Raw genomic sequence first — 23,832 nt, 5'->3', positions numbered from 1 at the left:
GGATGAGAACATGGCGGGAAGAGTATTTTTGGTGGGAGCCGGGCCCGGGCATGCCAAATTAATTACGGTAAAAGGGCTGGAATGCCTGCAAAAGGCGGATGTCGTCGTGTATGACCGCCTGGCGGGGCCGCAGCTGCTGCATTCGCTCAAGCCAGGAACGGAAAAAATATACGTCGGCAAGCTCCCGGACCGCCATACGATGAAGCAGGAAGAGATCAACCAGCTGCTGGTGGACCTTGCCCTGCAGGGCAAAACGGTCGTGCGGCTGAAGGGCGGCGATCCGACGATATTCGGACGCGTAGGCGAGGAAGCCGAGCTGCTAAGGCGAAACGGCATCCCTTATGAAATCGTGCCCGGCATTACGGCGGCGATCGGGGTACCGGCGTACGCAGGCATTCCGGTGACCCACCGAGATTTGGCCTCTTCCTTGTCCATCATCACCGGGCATGAGAGCCCGGACAAGCTGGACCGGATGATCGAATGGGACAAGGTCACGAACGCGACCGGAACGCTGGTCTTTATGATGGGCGTGGCTAAGATCGGTTATATCGCCGAGCAGCTGATGCGCCATGGACGCAAGCCCGACACGCCGGTGGCCTTGATCCGGTGGGGGACGCGGGCGGAGCAGGCGGTGCTCGCCGGGACGCTCGCCGACATCGCGGAGAAAGTGAAGCAGGCGAACTTTCAGCCGCCGGCCGTCATCGTTGTCGGCGACGTCGTGCGGCAGCGCGAGCAGCTCAAATGGGCGGAGTCGCAGCCGCTGTTCGGCAAGCGGATCCTGGTCACCCGCTCCCGGGCCCAGGCAAGCGATCTGGTCAACCGGATCGAGGAGCTCGGCGGGGAGCCCTACGAATTTCCGGTGATCGAGACGGTGTATCCCGAAGCGCCCGAGCTTAAGCAGGGCCTCAAGGACGCCTTCGACCGGCTCAGTGAATACGACTGGGTGTTCTTCACCAGCACCAACGGCGTCGACTACTTCTTCCGCCATTTGAAGGAGCAGGGGAAGGACATCCGGCAGCTGTACAGGGCGCGGATTGCAGCGGTCGGCCCGGCCACAGCCGAAGCGCTCGGGCAGCGGGGCATCATCCCCGTGGAGCTGCCGGACCGCTTCCAGCAGGAAGGACTGATCGAGTCGCTGGGCAGCCAACTGCTCGCCGGCCAGAAGGTCTTCCTTCCGCGCGGGGATCTGGCACGAAACTGGCTGCCTGACAAGCTCGCGGAGATGGGGCTCGAGGTCACCAGCGCCGTGATGTACCAGACGATTGCCGGGCGGGAGGACGATCCCGAATTGATCCGGCTGCTGGAAGAGGGCGGAATTCATGCCGTGACGTTCACCAGCTCGTCGACGGTGAACAATCTACTCTCGATTTTGCAGCGGATGGGAGTGCAGGACCCGGCAGCGCTGCTGCAGGGCGTGGAAGTTGCATGTATTGGAGAAATTACGGCCAAGACAGCCCGTGACGCGGGCCTTGAAGTAGGCATCATTGCCGAAGAAGCGACGCTGGACAGTCTTGTCCGGTCGCTGTGCCTGTGGAACGCGGAAGCTGCGGCCGCATCAGAATAGAAGGGTCTGGGATGACCCTAGACTCGTAAATATCTACCAACAGGAGGTTTACAGCTATGAGTTTTCCAATGGTAAGACACCGGCGCCTCCGCCAGTCCGCGGGCATGCGGAACATGGTGCGCGAAACGGTGCTGAACGTGAATGACCTGATCATGCCGATTTTTGTAACCTATGGAGAAAACATAAAAAACGAGATTTCATCCATGCCGGGAGTCTATCATTTTTCGCTGGACCGGCTGAAAGAAGAAGTGGACGAAATTGCCTCCCTCGGCATTCCGGCCGTGCTGTTGTTCGGCATTCCGGAAACGAAGGACAGCATCGGCTCCTCGGCCTTTGCGGAAGACGGCATCGTGCAGGAAGCGACACGCCTGATCAAGTCCTGGTATCCGGACCTGCTCGTCGTAGCCGACACCTGCCTCTGCGAGTTTACGGATCATGGACACTGCGGCATGGTGCATACCTATGAACGGGATGGCCATGTGTGCGGCGACGTCATGAACGATGAATCGCTGGAGCTGCTGGTCAAAACGGCGGTGTCCCAGGCGAAAGCCGGCGCCGATATTATCGCCCCGTCCAACATGATGGACGGCTTCGTGCAGGCGATCCGCGCAGGGCTTGATGAGAACGGCTTTGAGCATATTCCGATCATGTCTTATTCGGTCAAATATGCTTCCGCCTTCTACGGCCCATTCCGCGAGGCAGCCGACTCGGCACCCCAGTTCGGCGACCGCAAAACGTACCAGATGGATCCGGCCAACGCGCGCGAAGCGCTGCGTGAAGCGGAATCCGATGTGCTTGAAGGGGCCGACATGCTGATGGTCAAGCCTTCTTTGTCCTATATGGACATTATGCGCACGCTGAAAGATCAGTTCGACCTTCCGCTCGTCGCCTACAATGTGAGCGGGGAGTACTCCATGGTCAAAGCGGCGGCCATTCAAGGCTGGATCGACGAAAAAGCCGTGGTGCAGGAAATGCTGACGAGCATGAAGCGCGCCGGCGCGGATATCATTATTACTTATTTTGCCAAAGACGTAGCCCGGTGGATCAAGGGATAACCGAAGCAGCGGAGCCAAATCCCCGCTTAGCGGGGTGATTTAAACCGATAGATTGGAGTGAATGACATGAGCAGTATGTCAGGAAAGCGCAAGGAGGAGGCTTCCCGGTCGGCCTTTGAAGAAGCCAAGCAGTATATTCCCGGCGGGGTCAACAGCCCGGTCCGCGCCTTTAAATCGGTCGGCCTTACGCCGATTTATGTGGACCATGCCCAAGGATCGCGCGTGTACGATATTGACGGCAACAGTTTTATCGACTACGTCGGCTCCTGGGGGCCCCTGATTATGGGACACGCCCATCCGGAAGTGATTGCTGCGGTTCAGGAAACGGCGGCCAAAGGCACGAGCTTCGGCGCGCCTACGCTGATTGAGACGGAGATGGCCAAGCTCGTGTGCGAGCGTGTCCCTTCAATCGACATCGTCCGGATGGTCAATTCCGGTACGGAAGCGACGATGAGCGCGATTCGCCTGGCCCGCGGGTACACGGGACGCAGCAAAATTTTGAAATTCGAAGGCTCCTATCATGGACACGCGGACAGCCTGCTCATCAAAGCCGGCTCCGGGGTGGCGACGCTGGGTCTGCCTGACAGCCCGGGCGTGCCGGAAAGCGTGGCCAGCAACACGATCACGGTCGCGTATAACGACCTTGAGTCCGTAAAGCTTGCCTTTGAACGTTTTGGCGAGGAGATCGCCTGCGTTATCGTGGAGCCGGTAGCCGGCAACATGGGCGTCGTACCTCCGCTTCCGGGCTTTCTGGAGGGCCTGCGCGAAATTACGGAAAAATATGGCAGCCTGCTCATTTTTGATGAGGTCATGACCGGGTTCCGTGTTCATTTGAACTGTGCCCAAGGCCGGTTCGGCATTACGCCTGACCTGACTTGCCTGGGCAAGGTCATCGGTGGCGGACTGCCTGTCGGCGCATACGGTGGCAAACGCGAAATTATGGAGAAAGTGGCGCCGTCGGGTCCGATTTATCAAGCGGGCACGCTGAGCGGAAATCCGCTGGCCATGGCGGCCGGGTTTACGACACTGAAGCTCCTGACGTCTGCCGTATATGACCAGCTGGAAGAGCGCGCATCCCGTCTGGAGGCCGGTTTTGTGAAAAATGCCAAAGAGCTTGGCATTCCGGTGACGATTAACCGCGTCGGTTCCATGGTATGTCCTTTCTTCACGGAAGGGCCTGTCGTGAATTACGATACGGCGAAAACGAGCGACATTCGCCGCTTCACCAAATATTTCGGCAATCTGATTGAGGAAGGCGTGAGCGTGGCTCCTTCCCAATTTGAGGGGATGTTTGTATCGGCTGCCCACAGCATCGAAGACATCGATGCGACGATCGAAGCCAATTACAACGCCCTCAAGCAGCTGTGAGCCTGAACCACTGGCTCCGGCGCGGGGAATGGCTGGAGCTGGCTCCGGGCAAAAAAATCGCATCGGCCGAAGACCGCGAAGCGGCGGCCGCGGCGTGGCTGCTGAACGAGGCAGGCATGCCGGAGAAGCTGCTTGGACAGCTTAAGGCATCAAATGGCATCGAGTGGAAAGGGGACCGGCTTCGGCTGGCCCTTTTTGCTGCCCGCAAGGCGGGGATCGAGCCGATCTGGATGGATCTCACCGTGCTGTACGAGGACGACTTCTGCCTGGTCGTTCACAAGCCTGCCGGGATGATGGTTCACCCGGATGGACACTCCGACGAAATCACGTTGGATCATGCCGTGGCCGCCCATTATCAGATGCAGGGGGAAGAGATTGCGGTCAGGCATATTCATCGGCTCGACCAGCATACCACCGGGCCCGTGCTGTATGCCAAAAATGACTGGGCGCAGCTTGTGCTGGACAAGGAGATGAGCGGCAAGCGGATTTCGCGGATTTACGCCGCCTTTGTCGAGGGGCGGATCCCTGCGGATCTGAAGGTCATCGACCTGCCCATCGGCAAGGACCGCCATCACAAGCAGCGCAGACGGGTGTCTCCGGGAGGGCAATCTGCGGTGACCCGGATTCTCCATGCAGAAGCCGGGAATCAAGCCAGCATCGTCTACTTGGAACTGGAAACCGGACGGACGCATCAGATCCGCGTTCATCTCAGTCATGTCGGCCACCCGCTGCTGGGTGATGCTCTGTACGGCGGAAGCATGTCCACCATCGGCAGGCAGGCGCTTCACGGGGAGCGTCTCTCTTTCGCCCATCCGCTCACACGCGAGCAGATTGAGGTGAGCGATCCGTGGCCCGAGGATATGGAGCGTCTCAAAGCCCTTGTGAGAGCGTAAACCTAAGTATCATATGAAAACTGGCATGCTCCTCTTTTTAAAGCATATAAATAGAACGAGTAACGATTTTGGCTCGTGCTGTGGGGATGGCCCACGGTTAGAAATATGCCGAAAAGGAGGACGTTATTTGTGTTTGACCAGTCCTACGGTTTACGCTTTGACATTTACGAACGCATTCATTTAAACGAAGACGTGGCGGGAATCGAAGAACTCGAGGAAATCGAGCTGCTTCCGCATATTCAAGTGATCAGCCAGGACGAACAAGCCAGTCTGCGCGGGCATCTGCTCCTGTCGGGGCTGTACAGAAGCGAAGGTGAGGAAGAAGGGACGCAGCGGCTGGAGCATTTCATTCCAGTGGAAATTACGGTTCCCTTGAACCGGGTAACCTCGCTGGATGACATTGCGGTGGAAATCGAAAATTTCGACGTCGACCTTCTGTCCAAACGAAGCCTGAATATTACGGGCGTTCTCTCTCTGCGCGGCATCGAGACTCAGGTCGCGGAATCACCCGCCTGGAAAGCGGACGAATTCACGGTGGTTCATGCACCGGATGAGGACCTTCCGGAGGAAGCGGCTATCTTCGCGCAAGAGCGGGAGGAAGAACCGGCTTCGGCAGAACCGGAACAGCGTGAATTCACGCCGCCGGACGACCCTGCGCCTGTCTGGACCGCACCGGCTCCGTCCTTTGCGCCGCCTCAGTCCCAAATTCAGGCAGAGCAGCCGGAACAGGTTCCGATCGAAGCCGCGGAAGCCAGTGACTCGGATGAAGCACGGGAAGCGGCAGCCTGGGAAGCCGTATGGCAAGCGGCTGCTGTTCCTCCGTCCGAGCCGGAGGAAACGGCTGTGCCTCAGGCGTCCGATTCCCGTGAAACTGCGCCGTCTACCGCATGGGAATTTGCCCGCGAACCTGAGCGGGAAGCGGCAGCGCCTCCGCCGCAGGTGGCCGGATTATCCGCTTTACATACGGACAAGGAACCATCAGACCGGACAGCGGAGCCCCAGTACCCGAACAAGTGGCATTTTGAGCATGAAGAGGAGTCGGAGCTGCTGCATCCGGAAGCTACGGCGGTTCAGGCGGATGAAGAGCAGGAAGAAGACATCTATTTGAACGCGGCGGGTAAAGACCCGTTCAGCGAGCCTACGTTCCCGTTTGGAGCTTTCCAGGATAAAGTTCAGCAGGAAGAACCGCCTGAAGACCGGGAAATGCGGATCGCGTTAGGAAGCAAGAAGGAACCCGAGTCCAGCGAGAAGGAAGCGATCGGCTTTTCCTCGATCTTGTCCTCAAGCCGTTCGATCAAGGAGCTTGAGTACCAGCAGGCGCAGGAGGAGCAGCAGGCTGCTGATGCCATCGCCAGCGCGGGTGCTGCTGAAGCCGATGATATCAAATGGAAGAACCTGTTCCTCGGCAGTATCTCCGAGCAGACTCCTTTCCGTAAGGTCCGGCTGTGCATCGTTCAGCGGGAGGAGACGCTCGAGACGATCGCCGACCGTTATCAGCTGACGCCACGGGAGCTTGTGCTGTACAACCGGCTGGCGGACCAGACCGTGCAGGAAGGTCAAATTCTGTATATCCCGTAACGTTTTTGACGTAATCAGAAGAGCCTGGCGCTTTGCGGCGCCAGGCTCTTTTTTTGTTCCCGGGATGAGGTCTGCCTGAACACGGGAAAAAGGTCCTGCACTTTGGGCCAAGGGAAGTTGACTATCGACATGAAGCGCGTTATTATGGAGTATATGTTTTGCAGAAAAACATCAACGAACGTCAAGTACAGATGACATTCCGTATTTGGCGGAAGTTTTTCTTGCGATATGAAACGCTTCAGCTTCACTGAAAATGAATCCATTTTACCATCTTCACAAAAACGATGAACGGGAAGAGTAGGCGGTATTGCCCTTCAGAGAGCGGAATTGCAGCGCTGGAAGATTCCGCAGGATGCAGCTGTCCGAAGTCGCCCGGAAGTTGTCGGTTTGAGCACTTGCGCCCGAAGGCGCGGGAGGTAGAGCCGGCCGGCTGCAGCCGTTATCTGTATGGAGTGTTGCGGGGCATGCGTGTTTGTGCTGCCTGCCGCAAAACAAAGGTGGTACCGCGAAAGAACAGCCTTTCGTCCTTTGAGGACGAAAGGTTTTTTGTATTTTTGGCAAAGCTGATCTTGTGATGGAGGATGAACAATATGACAGACCAGGAAAACCAAGCAACAACCGGGATGCCGACGACGTATGACCCGAAATCGGCCGAAAAGAAATGGTACAAATACTGGATCGACGGCCAGTATTTCAAAGCCGGGCAGAAGCCCGAGGCGGAGCCGTATACGATCGTGATTCCGCCGCCAAACGTAACGGGGATGCTCCACATCGGGCACGCCCTCGACTTTACCCTGCAGGATATTCTGATTCGCACGAAGCGGATGCAGGGGTACGACGCCTTGTGGCTTCCGGGTTCGGACCATGCGGGCATCGCGACACAGACCAAGGTGGAGCAGAAGCTGCGTGAGCAGAATATTAGCCGCCACGACCTGGGGCGCGAGAAGTTCCTGGAGAAAGTGTGGGAATGGAAGGACCAATACGCGGAAACGATTCATGAACAGTGGGCCAAAATGGGCTTTTCGCTGGATTACTCCAGAGAGCGGTTTACGCTTGACGAAGGTCTGTCGAAGGCGGTTCGCGAAGTTTTCGTGAAACTCTATGAAAAAGGGCTGATCTACCGCGGCAAAAAGATCATCAACTGGGATCCGGCCGCCAGAACCGCCTTGTCCGATATTGAGGTTGAATATAAAGAAGTCAACGGCCATCTGTATCATTTGCAGTATCCGCTGAAGGACGGAAGCGGCCACATTACGGTAGCGACCACGCGTCCTGAGACGATGCTTGGCGATACGGCGGTAGCGGTTCATCCAAAAGACGAGCGCTACAAGGATATGATCGGCAAGATGCTCGTGCTCCCGATTGTCGGACGCGAGATTCCGATTATTGCCGACGAGTACGTGGAACGCGAATTCGGCAGCGGCGCCGTAAAAATTACCCCGGCACACGATCCGAACGATTTTGAGGTGGGATTGCGCCACGATCTGCCGCAAATCATCGTGATGGACGAGACCGGCACGATGAATGACCAGGCCGCGAAGTACGAAGGCATGGACCGGGCCGATTGCCGCAAGCAGATCGTTCAGGATTTGAAGGACCTCGGCGTGCTGATCAAAATCGAAGACCATGTGCACCAGGTTGGGCACAGCGAGCGCACAGGCGCCGTAGTCGAGCCTTATTTGTCAACACAGTGGTTCGTTAAAATGCAGCCGCTCGCGGAAAGAGCCATCGAGGCGCAAAAGGCGGGCAAAGGGGTACGCTTCGTTCCGGAGCGTTTTGAGAAAACATACCTGAACTGGATCGAAAACGTCCGGGATTGGTGTATTTCCCGCCAGCTGTGGTGGGGACACCGGATCCCGGCTTGGTACTGCGAATCCTGCGGCGAGATCCACGTAGCCCATGAGGATGTAACTCAATGCTCCAAATGCGGAAGCACCGAGCTTACGCAGGACAACGACGTTCTGGACACCTGGTTCAGTTCGGCGCTGTGGCCGTTCTCTACCCTCGGCTGGCCGGAGCAGACGGCGGATCTGGAACGTTATTATCCGACGAACGTGCTCGTTACGGGCTATGACATCATCTATTTCTGGGTAGCCCGGATGATCTTTACCGCGCTGGAATTTACGGGCGAAATTCCGTTCAAGGACGTGCTGATGCACGGACTGGTCCGGGATTCCGAAGGACGGAAAATGTCCAAGTCGCTCGGCAACGGCGTTGATCCGCTCGACGTCATCGAACGGTACGGCGCAGATGCGATGCGCTACATGATCTCCACGAGCAGCACGCCGGGGCAGGATCTGCGCTTCCGGTGGGAACGCGTGGAGCAGGCGCGCAACTTTGCCAATAAAATCTGGAATGCCTCCCGTTTCGCTCTGATGAATCTGGAAGGATTCACATATGACGACATTGACATAAGCGGAGAGCTCAGCACGGCGGACCGCTGGATTCTCCACCGCCTGAACGAAACTTCCCGTGACATTACGCGTCTAATAGATGCCTACGAATTTGGTGAAACGGGCCGGCTCCTGTATAACTTCATTTGGGATGACCTCTGTGACTGGTACATTGAGTTTGCCAAACTCTCTTTGTACGGAGACAATGTGAGCGCCAAGAAAACGACGCAGTCGGTGCTTAGCTATGTGCTGGACCGCACGCTGCGGATGATTCATCCGTTTATGCCGTTCATCTCCGAAGAAATTTGGCAGCATCTGCCTCACGAAGGGGAAACGATCACGCTTGCGGCATGGCCGGAGTATGATCCAGCCTTCGAGGATGCCGAAGCTGCAGCCGAGATGTCGCTGCTGATGGATGCCATCCGTGCCGTTCGCAACATCCGCGCAGAGGTTAATGTTCCGATGAGCAAGAAGATCGAGCTGATGCTGAAGGCGGGCGACGAGCAAGTGCTGCAGATCGTGAACCGGAACGAAGTATACGTTCAGCGCTTCTGCAACACCTCGAGCTTTACGGCAGGTCTCGACCTGACGACGCCGGACAAGGCGATGACCGCCGTGATTACCGGTGCCGAGCTGTACCTGCCGCTTGCCGGTCTGATTGACATTGACCAGGAGATTGCGCGGCTGGAGAAAGAGCTGCAGCATCTGAACAGCGAAGTGCAGCGGGTGGAGAAAAAGCTGGCCAATGAAGGCTTTGTGGCGAAAGCGCCGGCAAAAGTCATTGAAGAGGAGAAGGCCAAGATGGCCGACTATTCCGATAAACGCAGCAAAGTCATCGCACGGATCGAAGAGCTGAGAGGCTGATCACGACGCAGCAGAAACTTAACTAAAATTCAGAAGGTGAATGGTATGGGGGATCAATTGGAAGCCGGACGGGAGGCTTCTCTGCGCACATATGAAGAGGCGGCGAATTGGATTAACGGTCTGATTCCGTTTGGGATCAGACCGGGGATGCAGCGGATCGAAACGTTAATGGAGAAGTTCGGGAACCCGCACCGGAGGCTGAAATTCATTCATGTCGCCGGTACGAACGGGAAAGGGTCGACATGCGCTTACCTGACCCGTGTACTTCTGCAAAGCGGTTATTCGGTAGGCACGTTTACTTCGCCGTATATCACCAAATTCACGAACCGCTTTCAGTACAACGGGGAAGACATTCCGGAGGAGGTGCTGCTCTCCCTGGCGAACCGCCTGTACCCTGCGGTGCAGGAGATTGCGGCCACGGAGCTCGGATCGCCGACGATGTTCGAAGTGTCCACGGCTCTGGCGATTCTGTATTATGCCGAGGAATGCTACCCTGACGTGGTTGTATGGGAGACCGGGCTCGGGGGAAGGCTGGATGTAACGAACATCGTTCACCCCATCGTCTCCATCATCACCAATGTCGGGATGGACCACACCGATATTCTTGGCGATACGCTTGTGGAAATCGCCACGGAAAAGGCCGGCATTATCAAACCAGGCGTTCCGGTGGTCAGCTGCGTGAACCAGCCGGAAGTCATTGAGGTGCTGAAGCAAAAAGCCGAAGAGTGCCGCACGACGCTGTATTTGGCGGGAGAGCAGTTCACCTACGAATATACCCGTCTGGACGGTTCCTTGCAGACGTTCCATTTCAAAGGTCCTTTCCGCGAGCTGGATCTGAGCATCGGAATGAAGGGCGAGCACCAGATTGCCAATGCGGCCGGCGCGATGATGGCGCTGGAAGTGCTGCGGCAGTACATGGCTTTTGTCATGGACGATGAGGATCTGCTGAAGGGGTTCCGGGATACGAAGTGGGCCGGCCGGCTCGAAGAAGTGGGCGATTCTCCGCGGATTGTTCTGGACGGGGCGCATAATCCGGAGGGGCTGGAGAGCCTCAGCAAGAGCCTTAAAAGGCATTATCACTTTAAACAGTTAAATTTGATGATGGGAATGCTGTCAAATAAGCATCATGAGTCCTCTTTGAAGCATATACTTCCAATAGTGGATACGCTTATCCTGACCGAGCCGGACTTCCGGAAAAAAATGGACGCTGATGCTTTGCTGGACATTGTGGAGCGGCTGAAGCATTCTCACGGCAAACCAGGTTTGCAGATCATCGTAGAACCGGATTGGAAACACGCGCTAGACATACTTAAGTCACGGACAGAACCGGGGGATTTGGCAGTGGTGTCCGGCACGCTGTATTTGATTTCTGATGTGCGGGCAGCCCTGCTGGGTCAGACCGATTCTGAAAAAGGTTGGTGAAAATCTGTTGAATTCTGAACATGTTCATTTTATCGGTATTGGTGGCTACGGGATGAGCGCCATCGCACGGGTTATGCTGGAAATGGGATACACGGTCACGGGTTCGGACGTGGCCGCCCAGGAATTAACGGAAAAACTGGCTGCCAAGGGAGCCAAAATTTATATAGGCCATACGGCCGAGCAGGTTCACGGAGCGGATTTGGTCGTCTATTCGACGGCGCTTCCCAAAGACAACGTGGAACGAAGAGAGGCGGAGCATCTGAACATTCCGATCCTTCACCGCTCGCAAATGCTGGCCAGATTGCTGAATGAGCGCAAGGGCATCGCCGTTGCGGGAGCACACGGCAAGACGACTACGTCGTCCATGATTGCACTCGCCATGGAGGAATGCGGCGCAGATCCGACGTTTATTATCGGCGGGGAAATTATGAACGTCGGCACGAACGCCAAGGCCGGCAAAGGGGACTACGTGGTGGCTGAGGCGGATGAGAGCGACGGCTCCTTTTTGCAGTACCATCCGTGGCTCGGCATCGTGACGAACATTGAGGCGGATCATCTTGAAAACTACGACGGCGATTTCGAGAAGCTGAAGAGCGCTTATGTGCAGTTTTTGAGCCAGATCAAGGAAGATGGCACGGCCGTCGTCTGTGCTGATGACGCGAATATTCGCGCGATCCTTCCTTCGATCCGCTGCAATGTGGCCACCTATGGGATCGATTCCGATGCGGAATATACCGCCGAGGATCTGGTCCTGGGCGACCGTCACGTATCCTTCACGATGAAGCATAACGGACAGACGCTGGGAACCGTCGAGCTTTCGGTTCCGGGACGCCATAACGTCTATAACGCCATGGCCACGGTGATCGCCTGCTTGAAGGCCGGGATTCCGTTCGAATCCATCGCTGCGGGCGTTTCGAAGTTCCACGGCGCCAAACGCCGTTTCCAGGTGCTCGGTGAGAAGAACGATATTCTGATCATCGACGATTACGCGCATCACCCGACGGAGATCGAAGCTACCATCAGCGCCGCCAAGGCTACGGGTAAAAAGATTATCGCCGTGTTCCAGCCGCAGCGCTATACACGGACCTTCTTCCTGCTCGATGCATTCAGCCGGGCTTTCGGCGGAGCCGATGAAGTGATCATTACCGACATTTATTCGCCAGCCGGAGAGAAGCAGATCGAGGGCGTGAGCTCTTCCAAGCTGGTTGATTTGATCGTCAAAAACAGCAATGCGGGTGCCCGTTATTTGCCGACGAAGGAAGATGTCCTGAACGATCTGAAGCCGCGGCTCCAGCCAGGGGTGCTTGTCCTGACCATGGGGGCAGGCGACATTTGGAAAGTCGGGGCGGAAATCGCCAAGACAATGTAAGGTATGCCTCTGCCGGATGGGCACGGGCTGCATATGATCATGACCGAAGAAACCGTAATTCCTTGATTCTGAAGGGGGATTACGGTTTTTTTGCTCTTGTCATTTTCGTGGGACAATCAAACATAACTTCTGGAAATCTATCATATATACATAGTAGATACGGACAAGGGTGAGGTGTTTGGGTGTGAACAAGGCGAGAATGACGTTCCGGTTTGATGAAGAACAAGGGCGCCAGCTTGAAGATAAGAAGGACCGCGGACAGCTGACGGTTGCGGAATCGGCTGCACAGAACCCTGCATGGGCGGATGATCGTAATTCCGGAAGCAACCGCCGCGATGTTGAAACAAAGCGTACCCCGATATCGGCTGTGCCTGCGTCGATGGAGGGATGGAGTGATCCGTTCAACAGGGAGGACAGCTGGGAGCGTCTGGAGGAGAGGATGGGTTACGGAATCCAGGAGCGGGCAGACGATACTCCTGAGCATGATTCCGTTGCGGAAGGGCCAGATCATCGCTATCCGGACAGCTCAGAAGACTGGGACCTGGATCGTGCCAATAATAGGTACACGGTCAGGGAGGACTATGATGCCTACGATAACATCGAGAACAGACCCGATGCAGCGGGGCCCGGGCCCATCATCGAGGAGTATTCCTACCGGCCTCACCGGCCGGGATCGATATGGAAAGTCGTCGGAACGGTAACTGGAGCAATCGTCACCGGGGCGTTGTTCGGTTTGGTGGTCCTCTCCTTTTTCAAGGACGGATCTGCGGGGATGGACCCGGGCGGCAACACAGGAAACCCGAGTGCTGTAAGCACCTCTGCGCAGTCCGGCGAGGATCAAGCTTCCGTCCCGGCGGTCGCCGTCGAGGTGGGTCCTCAAACCTACTACATGCTGCAGTATGGGGTCTTCAGCACCGTCGACCGGGTTCAGCAGGCGAAGGATGAGCTGGAGCAGTACGGCATTGCCGCAGGGAACGACCCGGATGAGGAAAACCGGGTTTATGCGGGCCTGTCCACAGACCGCGAACAGGCCAAGCTGCTCAGCAATCAGCTGAAGGCGGAAGGGGTTGATCTGTATGTGCGGGAGGTGGATCTCCCAGCCGCAACCTCCCTGCATTTTAACGGAGACGCTGAGGCCGTTAACCAATATTTTCAGGTGAGCGCGGACCTGGTTGCGCTGCTGAGCCAAACATCGGCGAGCCTCCTGGGCAAGGATCTTCCGGGGAAAATCGGTGCCGAGGATATGAACCGTTTGACCGATTTGCACCGGCAGTGGACGGAGGCGGCCAAGCCGTTCCAGGCCGGCCTGGGCGCGGATCAGCAGGAGATGGGCAAGCAGCTGGAGCAGGCGATGAACAGCTCGCTTTCGTCCGTCGAGGAATACAACAAAAATACGGCGAAGGGGCATTTATGGGAAATCCAGTCCAGGATGATGGAATTCATCATGCTGCAGAAGCAGCTTATCGCTTCCCTGGAAAAAGCATAAAACACAAAGATCCGGCGTGGAAATGGAAATACTTCCCCATGCCGGATTTGTGTTTGTATTGACGTCCAAATAACCGTATAATAATGTGGGTGTCAAATTATGGCGAGGGAAGAGAAGAATGAAGAAGAATGTTGGAATATTACTGCTGTTTCTGCTGCTTGGCTGGCTGGCGGGAGCATGGATAGCCAAAGCGCTGGAGCCTGTACAAGCTCTTTCTTTTCTGACCGCATCCACGATGATCAAATGGTCACCGCAAGCTAATTTGGACATTATCAGTTACGACATTACCATTCAAATGAAACTAAGCCTGCTGAGTTTGATCGGCATCATTGTCTCCGTGTGGCTGTATCGCAGGCTTTAACTACCGGACAAAGGAGATCCTTTCATTGAAATCAAACCATTCACGCCGCATTATTCTGGCATCAACTTCACCGAGAAGGCAGGAGCTGATCGCTTCTCTACATATTCCGTTTGAGATCCGTCCCAGTCACGCTGAAGAACATACACCCGAAGATTGGACACCGCAGCAGGTCGTGGAAGGATTGGCCTTACGCAAAGCGGAAGCCGTTCATGCCTCGCTTCATGATGATAAGGAGGATGCCGTGATCGTCGGCAGTGATACGGTTGTTGTGCTGGACAATCAGGTGCTGGGCAAGCCGGTCGACAAGCAGGATGCGGTTCGCATGCTGACATCGCTGCAAGGCCGGACCCACGAGGTATATACGGGAGTCGCCGTCATCGATGTCATGAACGGCAAGACGATGGTGCGCCATCGTGTGACGTCGGTGACGATGAAGCCGCTCACCGGGCGCCAGGTAGAGGCTTACGCCATGAGCGGAGAGCCTGATGACAAAGCGGGCGCCTATGCGATCCAGGGACTCGGGTCAACGATCGTCGAACGGATCGAAGGATGCTATTTTAACGTGGTCGGACTGCCGCTGTCCCTGCTTTCGGACATGCTGGGCGAGTTCGGAATCGACGTTTTGTAAAACTTGCGGATGTTATTTGAATGAAGGGAAAGAAGGGGAACTTATGGAGTCGCAAACTTATCTGCTGCGCGACATCCCCCATGAAGAACGCCCGAGAGAACGCATGCTTGAATATGGGGCGAGTGCTTTAAGCCATGCCGAACTGCTTGCTATTTTGCTTCGGACGGGAACCCGCCAGGAGTCAGCCGTACATTTGGCTCAGCGGATACTGAAGCAAGTCGGCAGTTTGCGAAATCTGGTCGACCTGAGCGTCGAGGAGCTGATGTCCATTCGGGGCATCGGCAGCGCGAAGGCGCTGCAGCTCAAAGCCGGAATCGAGCTCGGACAGCGCTTATCCAGAGCTCGCAAAGAGGAGCCCGTTACGATACGGAGCCCGAAGGATGCCGCAAACGTGCTCTCAGAGCAGCTGCGGTATTTGCAAAAAGAACATTTTGTCTGTTTGTTTTTGAATACGAAAAATCACATTATTGCTCAAGAGACGCTTTCGATCGGCAGTCTGAACGCCTCCATCGTGCACCCCCGCGAGGTGTTTCGCGCAGCCATTAAATGCAGCAGCGCATCCGTCGTTTGTGCACACAATCATCCCAGTGGAGATCCCACCCCTAGTCCAGAAGATATTTCCCTGACCGCCCGGTTGAAGGAGGCAGGGGACATTGTGGGCATAGAGGTGTTGGATCATTTGATTATCGGTGATGGAGGATACGTCAGTTTGAAGGAGCAAGGCTTGATGTAATATAATAGTTGAGATTGACGAAGAAAGGGAGATTACAGCATGTTAGGGAGCTTCACGAAAGATTTGGGTATTGACTTGGGGACGGCGAATACGCTCGTTTATGTCCGTGGAAAAGGAATTGTCGTAAGAGAGCCCTCGGTAGTCGCTTTGCGCACCGATACGAAGAGCATTGAAGCCGTTGGTGAATCCGCCAAGAAAATGATCGGCCGCACGCCGGGGAATATCCGTGCCATCCGTCCGATGAAGGACGGGGTCATCGCAGATTTTGACACGACGGCCACTATGATTAAATATTTTATCCGTCAGGCGCAAAAGCAGCGCTCTATGTTCCAGCGCCATCCGAACGTGATGGTTTGTGTACCTTCGGGCATTACTGCCGTAGAGCAGCGGGCGGTTGAAGATGCCACCAAGCAGGCGGGTGCGCGTGAGGCTTACACCATCGAAGAGCCGTTTGCGGCAGCCATCGGTGCAGATCTTCCGGTATGGGAGCCGACAGGCAGTATGGTCGTTGACATCGGCGGGGGTACAACTGAAGTTGCGGTTATTTCCCTGGGCGGTATCGTTACGAGCCGTTCGGTCAGAGTGGCCGGCGACGAAATGGACGAATCTATCATTCAATATATTAAACGGCAATACAATTTAATGATCGGGGAACGGACTTCAGAGCAGCTGAAAATGGAAGTGGGCTCTGCGCTGCCGCTGGAACAGGTGGAAACGAGCGAAATCCGCGGGCGTGATCTCGTAACCGGCCTGCCGAAGACGATTACCATCACATCCGATGAGATCAGTGAAGCTCTGTCTGACACGGTCAATGCGATCGTTGAAGCGGTGAAGGTAACGCTGGAGAAATGTCCGCCGGAGCTTGCCGCCGACATTATGGACCGTGGTATCGTTCTGACCGGAGGCGGAGCCCTGCTGCGCAACTTGGACAAGCTGCTCGCACAAGAAACCGGCATGCCGGTCATCGTGGCGGACAATCCGCTGGACTGCGTCGCCATCGGTACGGGCAAAGCGCTCGAGAACATTCATCTATTCAAATCCCGCAGCAGTTCGGCCGTACGTTCCAAACGTTAAGCACTTATAGGCGGGTCACCCCTGATCATGGGAGAGAAATCAGTAAGTTAGAGGGTGTTAGAACTGTTTAAACTGCTCGGCAATAAGCGATTGTTTGTTATACTGATTGCTCTGGTTATGTTTATTGCGCTCATGGGATTTACGTTGGGGCCCCGGGCCTCGTTATCCTGGCCCGAGAAGTTTCTGAGGGATACGGTCGGATTTGCCCAAAATATCTTTTATAAGCCCGCTGGTTACATAGCGGGCTTGTTTAAAGATATTGCCAATATGCGGGACATCTACAAAGAAAACGAGGAGCTCAAGATTGCTCTTGCCCATTATACGCGCGATAAGGTCCAATATAATCTTATGGAAGAGCGAAATAAGGAACTGGAAGAAAAGCTGCATTTTACGAATGCCCAGAAAGAGCAGAACAATTATACTTATCATATTACCCAGGTCGTTAGCGTCAACTCAGACACGGTGAGCCGCTCCCTTGTCATTGATCTGGGCGAGCGGGACGGCATAAAGGTCGGCCAGTCCGTCATTTCGAGCGAAGGCCTTGTCGGGGTCATCAGCCATGTCAGCAACTTCACGTCGACCGTCAAGCTGATTACGACGATGGATGAGAAGGACCCGAATTCCAACGGCATTTCGGCGACGGCGCTGAGCAATCATAAGGTTTTCGGAATTATCGAAAGTTATGACGAAGTCAGCAAGACCCTGCAGATGACCCAGATCAAAGAGAACGATCCGATCAAGGTAGGGGATACCATCGTTTCCTCAGGAGATCCGAGCAAGTATCCGCAAGGCCTGATCATCGGCAAAGTCACCAAGGTACAGGTCAGCCCGTTCGGGAAGACGAAGACGGCTACTATTGAGCCTGCGGCGGAGTTTCAGGATTGGAAGATGCTATTTGTCGTATCTCAACCGGAGGTACCGCAATAATGGTCCGCAAGCAAGTGCTGATCCTGCTGCTGTTCGTCCTTTTTCTTCTCGAAGGGACGGTCGTTCCCTGGCTGCTGCCGGGCTCCTGGCAGAACGTTATTTCGCCGAATCTGGTCTTTATCGTCCTGTTATTTGTTTCGGTATATCATCACCGTCATACCGCGCTCGTTCTCGGGATTATATTCGGCATGCTGCATGACGTCGTTTTTTACGGGGATATGATTGGCACGTATTCCTTTGTTATGGGGGTTACGGCTTATATTATGGGCTTTATTTTTCGGATGCCGCGCGCCCAAATGCCGGTCATGATGACGGTCATCATTTTGGGAAGTCTGCTGTTTGACAGCCTGCTGTACGGGATCTACCGGGTGTTCTCGCTCACGGCCGTTCCGTATAACTGGAACCTGCTGCACCATATTCTGCCCGATCTGGTCGTTCATTTCGTTTTCGGGTTAATCATTTATGTTCCGCTGCGCAAGCAGCTTGAGAAGCTTGGTAAACGCGCAAAAGTGGAAAAGGCGGCGTAAACCGCCCTTACAATTTGCATAATCAGGCAGGAACTTATGCATCCGGGAACGAAATGTATAGAGATGGGAGGGACAGGCATGGCAGTCAAATCGAATCATGTGACGATTAAGGGCATCAAAGATGGCCTGGTTTTCCTGCTCGATGACGAATGTGAATTTGAGGAACTGCTGGGTGAGCTGAGGTATAAGCTGGAGCATACTCATCAAAATATTTTGACCGGACCGATTATTCATGTAGACGTAAAGCTTGGGTCAAGGCGTATATCGGAAGACCAGAAACAATCCATGCTGGACATCTTGAAGCAAAAGGGAAATTTGCTGATCCGTTCCGTGGAGATGCCTGAGGGGGAAAACGAACCCGGGAAAGAGCCCGCCTATGCGATCATGAGCGGAATGGTCCGATCGGGCCAGGTGCTGCATCATCACGGGGACTTGCTGTTCCTGGGCGACGTGAACCCGGGCGGAAGCATTCTGTGCACGGGTGATATTTATATATTGGGGGCTTTGCGTGGAATGGCCCATGCAGGCGTTGAGGGAAATGAGGAAGCGATCATTGCAGCCTCCTATTTTGCCCCCACCCAGCTCCGGATTGCCGAAAGAATCAGCCGGCCTCCGGACGAATGGAACATTCGGGAGACGAGCATGGAGTTTGCGTTTTTGCGCGACGGAGCCATGCAAATCGATAAAATTAGTAATATTGTCCGGGTACGGCGGGATTTTAACGTGTTTAAAGGGGTGTAACACATGGGAGAAGCTATCGTCGTTACTTCCGGTAAAGGCGGTGTGGGCAAAACGACCACATCGGCGAACATCGGAACCGCGCTTGCGCTGCTTGGCAAAAAAGTGTGCCTGGTCGATACCGACATCGGCCTGCGCAATTTGGACGTCGTGATGGGCCTGGAGAACCGGATCATTTACGATTTATGCGATGTGGCGGAAGGGCGCTGCCGATTGAACCAGGCGCTGGTGAAGGATAAGCGCTTTGACGAGCTGTATATGCTTCCGGCCGCCCAGACCAAGGACAAAAACGCGGTGTCGCCGGAACAGGTCAAGGATATTATTCTTGAGCTGAAGAAAGAGTACGAATATGTCATTATCGACTGTCCTGCCGGCATCGAGCAGGGATTTAAGAACGCGATTGCCGGAGCGGACAAGGCGATCGTCGTTACCACGCCGGAGAACGCCGCGGTTCGCGACGCCGACCGTATTATCGGGCTGCTGGAGAGCTCTGCCGTGGAGTCGCCTAAGCTGGTCGTGAACCGGATTCGGCCGAATATGGTCAAATCCGGAGACATGCTCGACATCGAGGATGTGCTCCAGGTGCTCAACATCGATCTGATCGGGATCGTGCCGGATGACGAGTACGTCATCAAGGCAGCCAACAGCGGGGAACCTACGGTGATGAACCCGGAATCGCGGGCCGCGATCGCGTACCGCAACATTGCGCGACGCATTCTGGGCGATACGGTGCCGCTGATGCAGCTGGACCAGAAGAAAAGCATGTTCACCCGTTTCAAGAAGCTGTTCGGAATGGGTTGACCGGATTCTTTTATCCGATGATTATTCTAAATAGAGAAGGGATGGAGCCAAAGCGGCTTCATTCCTTTTTTGCGTTTGAGCTCCGCATCATTTCCTCTAAATCCCCTTGATGTATAGGCCATTTCCTTTCAATCATCCATCCCGGGCGTGAATAGAGGCTTGGCGAATTGGGTTAAGTTACTACAAAGACAACCTGAGAATAGACAAGGGGTGCTTACGATGCTCGGAATACTGATTTTTATTTTCGTCATCCAAATCGTGTACGTCTCTTTCTTTACGCTGCGCATGATCCTGACGTTGAAAGGCCAGAAGTATTTGGCCGCGGTGCTCAGCATGTTTGAAATTACGATTTATGTGCTCGGACTCAGCATCGTGCTGAAGTATGTCAATCAGCCGTTGTCCCTGATCGTGTATGCCGTGGGCTACGGTCTTGGAGTTCTGGTGGGCTCGTGGATCGAAAACCGGATTGCGCTCGGCTATATTACGATGAAGGTCATCGTCAATGATCCCGGGAGCGATATGGCCAACACGCTGCGCAACATCGGGTATGGCGTCACCTCCTGGATCGGCAGCGGCCGCGACGGCCATCGTCTGGTCTTCGAAGTGCTGGCCAAACGGAAAAACCAGAAGAAGCTCTACAACTCCATTCTGGAGCTGGACCCGAAGGCATTCATTGTCGTCACCGAGCCTGTCATGCTGCATGGGGGATTCTGGACCCGGGGAACGAAAAAATAGTACCGGCGGACGTTTCATGCGGGATCGGGAGACGGTGCTGTAGAGACTGCATTTTCTTTTTATAAAAAAAGCCCCTACCTGTTTCATTTTGCAGCAGAATGGGTAATAAACTAAAACCTGCTGTGAGCCAGCCAGGCAGGAGGTCCCGAATTTGTTGCTTGGAACCGGATCCACAGTCGCATTTCGCCAATCTTCCGTCTAGGTCCAAAAGAGTTAGGCTTGTGTATTTGCAATTTGGTATGTCTGTTGAACGCGAGAAACTAAGGATGCAAGGATGCTTAGCTTCATCCATTCGTTGCATATGGCAACGTTCACGCAGTATATGGATGATTCCTTTAACTCCCCGTTAGGAAAACCGCTTTTCCACTACATAACAGGCCGTGAGCCTATCTATGAAACAAGCTCGGATACTTGAAGATTGAAGCCATGTTTGATGGACTCGCTCCCTTTTGCGGACGGACCATGTCTTTGCGCCGGATGGCGGATGATATGCGAAATGCTCCACATACTATGAATACAGCTGGCTAAAGGAGCGATTGAATGATTGTACTGGATCATGTAAACAAAGTGTATGATGACGGGTTTCACGCCCTCAAAGACATCAACCTGGAATTTAAGAAGGGTGAAATTACAGTCTTGATCGGCCCCAGCGGCTGCGGCAAATCGACGACCATGAAGCTGATCAATGCCCTGAACACCCCTTCCTCCGGAAAAGTACTGATCGACGGAAAAGACATCTCCGGGCTTAACCCGGTGGAACTGCGCCGGAATATCGGATATGTCATTCAGAGTGTAGGCTTGTTCCCTCATATGAATATCGCCAAAAACGTGGCGGTCGTCCCTCATTTGAAAAAGTGGGATAAAGAGAAAACCGACCGGAAAGTGAACGAACTGCTCGACCTGGTTGGTCTCGACCATACCATATACCGGAACCGTTATCCTTCCGAGCTGAGCGGCGGGCAGCAGCAGCGGGTCGGGGTTATCCGGGCGCTGGCGGCCGACCAGGATATTATCCTGATGGACGAGCCGTTCTCGGCGCTCGACCCGATCAGCAGGGAGCAGCTGCAAGATGAGCTTATCCGGCTGCAGCAGGAGCTGAACAAGACGATCATTTTCGTGACGCATGATATGGACGAAGCGATCAAAATCGCAGACACGATCGTGCTGATGAAGGATGGGCAAATCGTGCAAACCGGGAAACCCGAGGCGATCCTCCGCCATCCGGCGAATGATTTCGTCCGCAACTTTATCGGCCAGAAGCGGCTGCAGAGCGAGAACGAGTTATCCTATGAAATTCCGCTCGTTGACGACGTCATGATTACGAATCCCGTAACGGCTTTTCCAAACCGCGGACTGGCGGAAGCGATCAAAATGATGGAGTCCAAGCGTGTAGACTCCCTGTTTATCGTGGACCGGAATAAGCAGCTGCAGGGCGCGGTTTCGATTTACCGGGTGCTGGACATGTACGGGGAAGAGGGCAAAACGGTTGCCGACGTTATGATCCCTGTCCGCTTCTCGGTATCTTCGGGGAGTACGCTGCCCCAAGCCATTGAGCTCATGGACAGCCACCAGCTGAGCAATGTCCCCGTGGTTGACGGGAATAACCGGTTCCTGGGGTTGGTGACCCGGGGCAGTGTCGTCAAGCATCTGGCCGAGGTGTATCCGAACCTGGCCCCTCCGCAGCCTGCCGGAGAGGGGGAGCCGATGTGAATGAATTTTGGAGCTTTATCACCGAAAGGTACCCGGATATCCTGCTGGCCCTCCGGCAGCATCTGACCATCTCCTTTTCCGCGGTGATCCTCGGGACGATCGTAGCGGTGCCTATCGGCATTTTGCTGGTATACAACCGGGTCGGCTGGATCAACAGCGTCGTATTTTTTATCGCCAACCTGTTCCAGACGATCCCGAGCCTTGCGCTGCTGGCCATTCTGATTCCGCTGCTTGGCATCGGCGTGAAGCCGGCGATTTTGGCGCTGCTGCTGTATTCCCTTATGCCGATTCTGCGGAACACGTACGACGGATTCCAGTCTGTGGATAAAGGCGTGCTGAATTCCGCCAAAGGCATGGGATACAGTGCAGCCCAGACGATTCTGAAAATCCAGCTTCCCTTATCGCTTCCTTATATCATGTCTGGCATACGGATCACGACGGTATATATCATCAGCTGGGCGACGCTCGCTTCCCTGATCGGGGCCGGCGGACTCGGGCAGCTGATCGTTTCGGGACTTGGCGTCAATAAGCCGGAAATGATCTTTATCGGCGGCATCGGCGCAGTTGTGCTGGCTCTGGTGGCCGACGGACTGCTGGGGCTGCTGGAAGGCTGGCTGACCCGGCGCTACCGTCAAACCCGGAGTGCTGCCGTATGACAAGGCTGACGAAGCCGTTTAGACTGATCCGAGGAGGCGTGATGAAACTGAAAACGTTCAAATTGTCGTTATTTTTGTGCTGTGCCATCCTTTTAACAGGCATCACTTCGGCCTGCGGGATCCAGCAGGATGTGGTCATCGGAACCCAAACCTACACCGAAACGAAAATTTTGGCCGAAATGTACAAGGCCCTGATTGAAGATAAAACCAACGTCAGCGTCGACATCATTCCCGACCTGGCTTCAAGCTCGATCGTCATCAATTCGATGAAAAGAAACGACATCCAAATGTCCACGCTCTATACGGGCGAAATTTTCAACAACCATTTTCCGATCAGCGAAACCAAGGACCGGGCGAAGGTGCTCGAAGAAGCCAAGGCTGGGTTTGACAAGTACTTTCATTTTACCTGGCTGGATCCGTTAGGCTTTGAAAATACGTATGCTTTTACTGTCCGTAAGGATCTCGCCGATTCGAAGGGCTACCAGAAGATTTCGGATGTCAAAAAAGATATGGCGTCCATGAAGCTCGGCGTTGATACGACGTGGCTGGAACGGGAAGCGGACGGTTACCCGGCCTTTTCCAAGGCTTATGGCATCAATTTCGGGCAGGTGTTCCCGATGGAGATCAGCCTCGTGTACAGCGCAGTGGCGAACCGTCAGGTCGATATCGTGCTTGCTTATTCCACGGATTCCCGCTTGAAAGCCTATCAGCTGCAGACGCTGAAGGACGACAAGCAGTTCTTCCCTCCGTACGACGCAAGTCCGGTGATCCGGACGGACATCCTCCAAAAGCATCCTGAAATCAAAGACGCCATTGCTCCGTTGATCGGGCATATCGATGCCGACACGATGATTTCGCTGAACTACCAGGTGGATATCGAGAAGAAAAGCGAGCGGGAAGTCGCGATTGCCTATTTGAAGGAGAAAGGTTTGATCAAGAGCTAGAGGAGG

21 protein-coding genes and 1 other annotated feature are annotated in these 23,832 nt (G+C 54.8%); all 21 genes read left to right on the top strand.

The annotated features are described in order from the left end of the window. Nucleotides 1-10: 10 nt before the first annotated feature. Nucleotides 11-1,564 (top strand): uroporphyrinogen-III C-methyltransferase, encoded by a 1,554-nt coding sequence (cobA, locus tag GCU45_RS08325; RefSeq protein ID WP_152398606.1) that lies wholly within the window; start codon nt 11-13, stop codon nt 1,562-1,564. Nucleotides 1,565-1,620: 56 nt separating this feature from the next. Continuing rightward, complete coding sequence (gene hemB / locus GCU45_RS08320; RefSeq protein WP_105446159.1) at nt 1,621-2,619, top strand: porphobilinogen synthase; 999 nt, start codon at nt 1,621-1,623, stop codon at nt 2,617-2,619. 66 nt (nt 2,620-2,685) lie between these two features. Then, on the top strand, nt 2,686-3,987 hold the full coding sequence (hemL, locus tag GCU45_RS08315) for a glutamate-1-semialdehyde 2,1-aminomutase (RefSeq protein ID WP_167527094.1): 1,302 nt from the start codon (nt 2,686-2,688) through the stop codon (nt 3,985-3,987). After that, nucleotides 3,984-4,880 (top strand): RluA family pseudouridine synthase, encoded by an 897-nt coding sequence (locus GCU45_RS08310; protein WP_152398605.1) that lies wholly within the window; start codon nt 3,984-3,986, stop codon nt 4,878-4,880. Before hemL ends, GCU45_RS08310 begins: the two co-directional genes overlap by 4 nt. A 129-nt stretch (nt 4,881-5,009) precedes the next feature. Then, nucleotides 5,010-6,458: a LysM peptidoglycan-binding domain-containing protein gene (locus GCU45_RS08305; protein ID WP_244364476.1), complete on the top strand. Its 1,449-nt coding sequence runs from the start codon at nt 5,010-5,012 to the stop codon at nt 6,456-6,458. 275 nt (nt 6,459-6,733) lie between these two features. Then, nucleotides 6,734-6,990 (top strand) — a binding site (T-box leader). Between the two features lie 58 nt (nt 6,991-7,048). Then, nucleotides 7,049-9,715 (top strand): valine--tRNA ligase, encoded by a 2,667-nt coding sequence (locus GCU45_RS08300; protein WP_152398603.1) that lies wholly within the window; start codon nt 7,049-7,051, stop codon nt 9,713-9,715. A gap of 45 nt (nt 9,716-9,760) precedes the next feature. Then, nucleotides 9,761-11,137, top strand: a complete 1,377-nt coding sequence (locus GCU45_RS08295; protein ID WP_152398602.1) for a bifunctional folylpolyglutamate synthase/dihydrofolate synthase — start codon at nt 9,761-9,763, stop codon at nt 11,135-11,137. 4 nt (nt 11,138-11,141) lie between these two features. Next, the gene (gene murC / locus GCU45_RS08290; protein ID WP_105446197.1) at nt 11,142-12,506 is read left to right on the top strand and encodes a UDP-N-acetylmuramate--L-alanine ligase; all 1,365 of its coding nucleotides are present in this window, start codon (nt 11,142-11,144) and stop codon (nt 12,504-12,506) included. Nucleotides 12,507-12,690: 184 nt separating this feature from the next. Beyond that, nucleotides 12,691-13,992, top strand: a complete 1,302-nt coding sequence (locus GCU45_RS08285) for an SPOR domain-containing protein (protein WP_152398601.1) — start codon at nt 12,691-12,693, stop codon at nt 13,990-13,992. Nucleotides 13,993-14,110: 118 nt separating this feature from the next. Continuing rightward, nucleotides 14,111-14,353 carry a DUF4321 domain-containing protein gene (locus GCU45_RS08280; protein ID WP_076174380.1) on the top strand — a complete coding sequence of 81 codons (243 nt, stop codon included), beginning with the start codon at nt 14,111-14,113 and terminating at the stop codon, nt 14,351-14,353. Between the two features lie 25 nt (nt 14,354-14,378). Further along, entirely contained in the window at nt 14,379-14,981 is a 603-nt protein-coding gene (locus GCU45_RS08275) for a Maf family protein (protein WP_105446166.1), read from the top strand. 43 nt (nt 14,982-15,024) lie between these two features. After that, the gene (gene radC, locus GCU45_RS08270) at nt 15,025-15,714 is read left to right on the top strand and encodes a RadC family protein (RefSeq protein ID WP_076174385.1); all 690 of its coding nucleotides are present in this window, start codon (nt 15,025-15,027) and stop codon (nt 15,712-15,714) included. Nucleotides 15,715-15,753: 39 nt separating this feature from the next. Continuing rightward, the gene (locus tag GCU45_RS08265) at nt 15,754-16,788 is read left to right on the top strand and encodes a rod shape-determining protein (protein WP_076174388.1); all 1,035 of its coding nucleotides are present in this window, start codon (nt 15,754-15,756) and stop codon (nt 16,786-16,788) included. A 54-nt stretch (nt 16,789-16,842) separates the two neighbouring features. Further along, on the top strand, nt 16,843-17,715 hold the full coding sequence (gene mreC, locus GCU45_RS08260; RefSeq protein WP_152398600.1) for a rod shape-determining protein MreC: 873 nt from the start codon (nt 16,843-16,845) through the stop codon (nt 17,713-17,715). After that, on the top strand, nt 17,712-18,242 hold the full coding sequence (mreD, locus tag GCU45_RS08255; protein ID WP_425281290.1) for a rod shape-determining protein MreD: 531 nt from the start codon (nt 17,712-17,714) through the stop codon (nt 18,240-18,242). Before mreC ends, mreD begins: the two co-directional genes overlap by 4 nt. A 78-nt stretch (nt 18,243-18,320) precedes the next feature. Next, nucleotides 18,321-18,983: a septum site-determining protein MinC gene (gene minC / locus GCU45_RS08250; RefSeq protein ID WP_152398598.1), complete on the top strand. Its 663-nt coding sequence runs from the start codon at nt 18,321-18,323 to the stop codon at nt 18,981-18,983. 3 nt (nt 18,984-18,986) lie between these two features. Beyond that, entirely contained in the window at nt 18,987-19,781 is a 795-nt protein-coding gene (gene minD / locus GCU45_RS08245; protein ID WP_076174396.1) for a septum site-determining protein MinD, read from the top strand. A 219-nt stretch (nt 19,782-20,000) separates the two neighbouring features. Then, entirely contained in the window at nt 20,001-20,516 is a 516-nt protein-coding gene (locus tag GCU45_RS08240; protein ID WP_076174398.1) for a DUF2179 domain-containing protein, read from the top strand. Nucleotides 20,517-21,056: 540 nt separating this feature from the next. Then, nucleotides 21,057-22,226, top strand: coding sequence for an ABC transporter ATP-binding protein (locus GCU45_RS08235; protein WP_152398597.1), 1,170 nt, complete (start codon nt 21,057-21,059; stop codon nt 22,224-22,226). After that, a complete protein-coding gene (locus tag GCU45_RS08230) occupies nt 22,223-22,882 on the top strand; it encodes an ABC transporter permease (RefSeq protein ID WP_145029097.1) in 660 nt (219 codons plus the stop codon). Before GCU45_RS08235 ends, GCU45_RS08230 begins: the two co-directional genes overlap by 4 nt. 41 nt (nt 22,883-22,923) lie before the next feature. Continuing rightward, the gene (locus GCU45_RS08225) at nt 22,924-23,826 is read left to right on the top strand and encodes a glycine betaine ABC transporter substrate-binding protein (protein WP_152398596.1); all 903 of its coding nucleotides are present in this window, start codon (nt 22,924-22,926) and stop codon (nt 23,824-23,826) included. Nucleotides 23,827-23,832 lie beyond the last annotated feature (6 nt).

It is taken from the genome of Paenibacillus cellulositrophicus (assembly GCF_009363095.1).
Lineage (GTDB): Bacteria > Bacillota > Bacilli > Paenibacillales > Paenibacillaceae > Paenibacillus_AQ > Paenibacillus_AQ favisporus.
This window is presented reverse-complemented; position numbering and strand designations above follow the sequence as displayed.

Coding starts and splice junctions, on each gene's coding strand:
- cobA (WP_152398606.1), top strand. CDS start 11: ATGGCGGGAAGAGTATTTTTGGTGGGAGCCGGGCCCGGGCATGCCAAA.
- hemB (WP_105446159.1), top strand. CDS start 1,621: ATGAGTTTTCCAATGGTAAGACACCGGCGCCTCCGCCAGTCCGCGGGC.
- hemL (WP_167527094.1), top strand. CDS start 2,686: ATGAGCAGTATGTCAGGAAAGCGCAAGGAGGAGGCTTCCCGGTCGGCC.
- GCU45_RS08300 (WP_152398603.1), top strand. CDS start 7,049: ATGACAGACCAGGAAAACCAAGCAACAACCGGGATGCCGACGACGTAT.
- GCU45_RS08295 (WP_152398602.1), top strand. CDS start 9,761: ATGGGGGATCAATTGGAAGCCGGACGGGAGGCTTCTCTGCGCACATAT.
- GCU45_RS08280 (WP_076174380.1), top strand. CDS start 14,111: ATGAAGAAGAATGTTGGAATATTACTGCTGTTTCTGCTGCTTGGCTGG.
- radC (WP_076174385.1), top strand. CDS start 15,025: ATGGAGTCGCAAACTTATCTGCTGCGCGACATCCCCCATGAAGAACGC.
- GCU45_RS08265 (WP_076174388.1), top strand. CDS start 15,754: ATGTTAGGGAGCTTCACGAAAGATTTGGGTATTGACTTGGGGACGGCG.
- minC (WP_152398598.1), top strand. CDS start 18,321: ATGGCAGTCAAATCGAATCATGTGACGATTAAGGGCATCAAAGATGGC.
- minD (WP_076174396.1), top strand. CDS start 18,987: ATGGGAGAAGCTATCGTCGTTACTTCCGGTAAAGGCGGTGTGGGCAAA.
- GCU45_RS08240 (WP_076174398.1), top strand. CDS start 20,001: ATGCTCGGAATACTGATTTTTATTTTCGTCATCCAAATCGTGTACGTC.
- GCU45_RS08235 (WP_152398597.1), top strand. CDS start 21,057: ATGATTGTACTGGATCATGTAAACAAAGTGTATGATGACGGGTTTCAC.
- GCU45_RS08225 (WP_152398596.1), top strand. CDS start 22,924: ATGAAACTGAAAACGTTCAAATTGTCGTTATTTTTGTGCTGTGCCATC.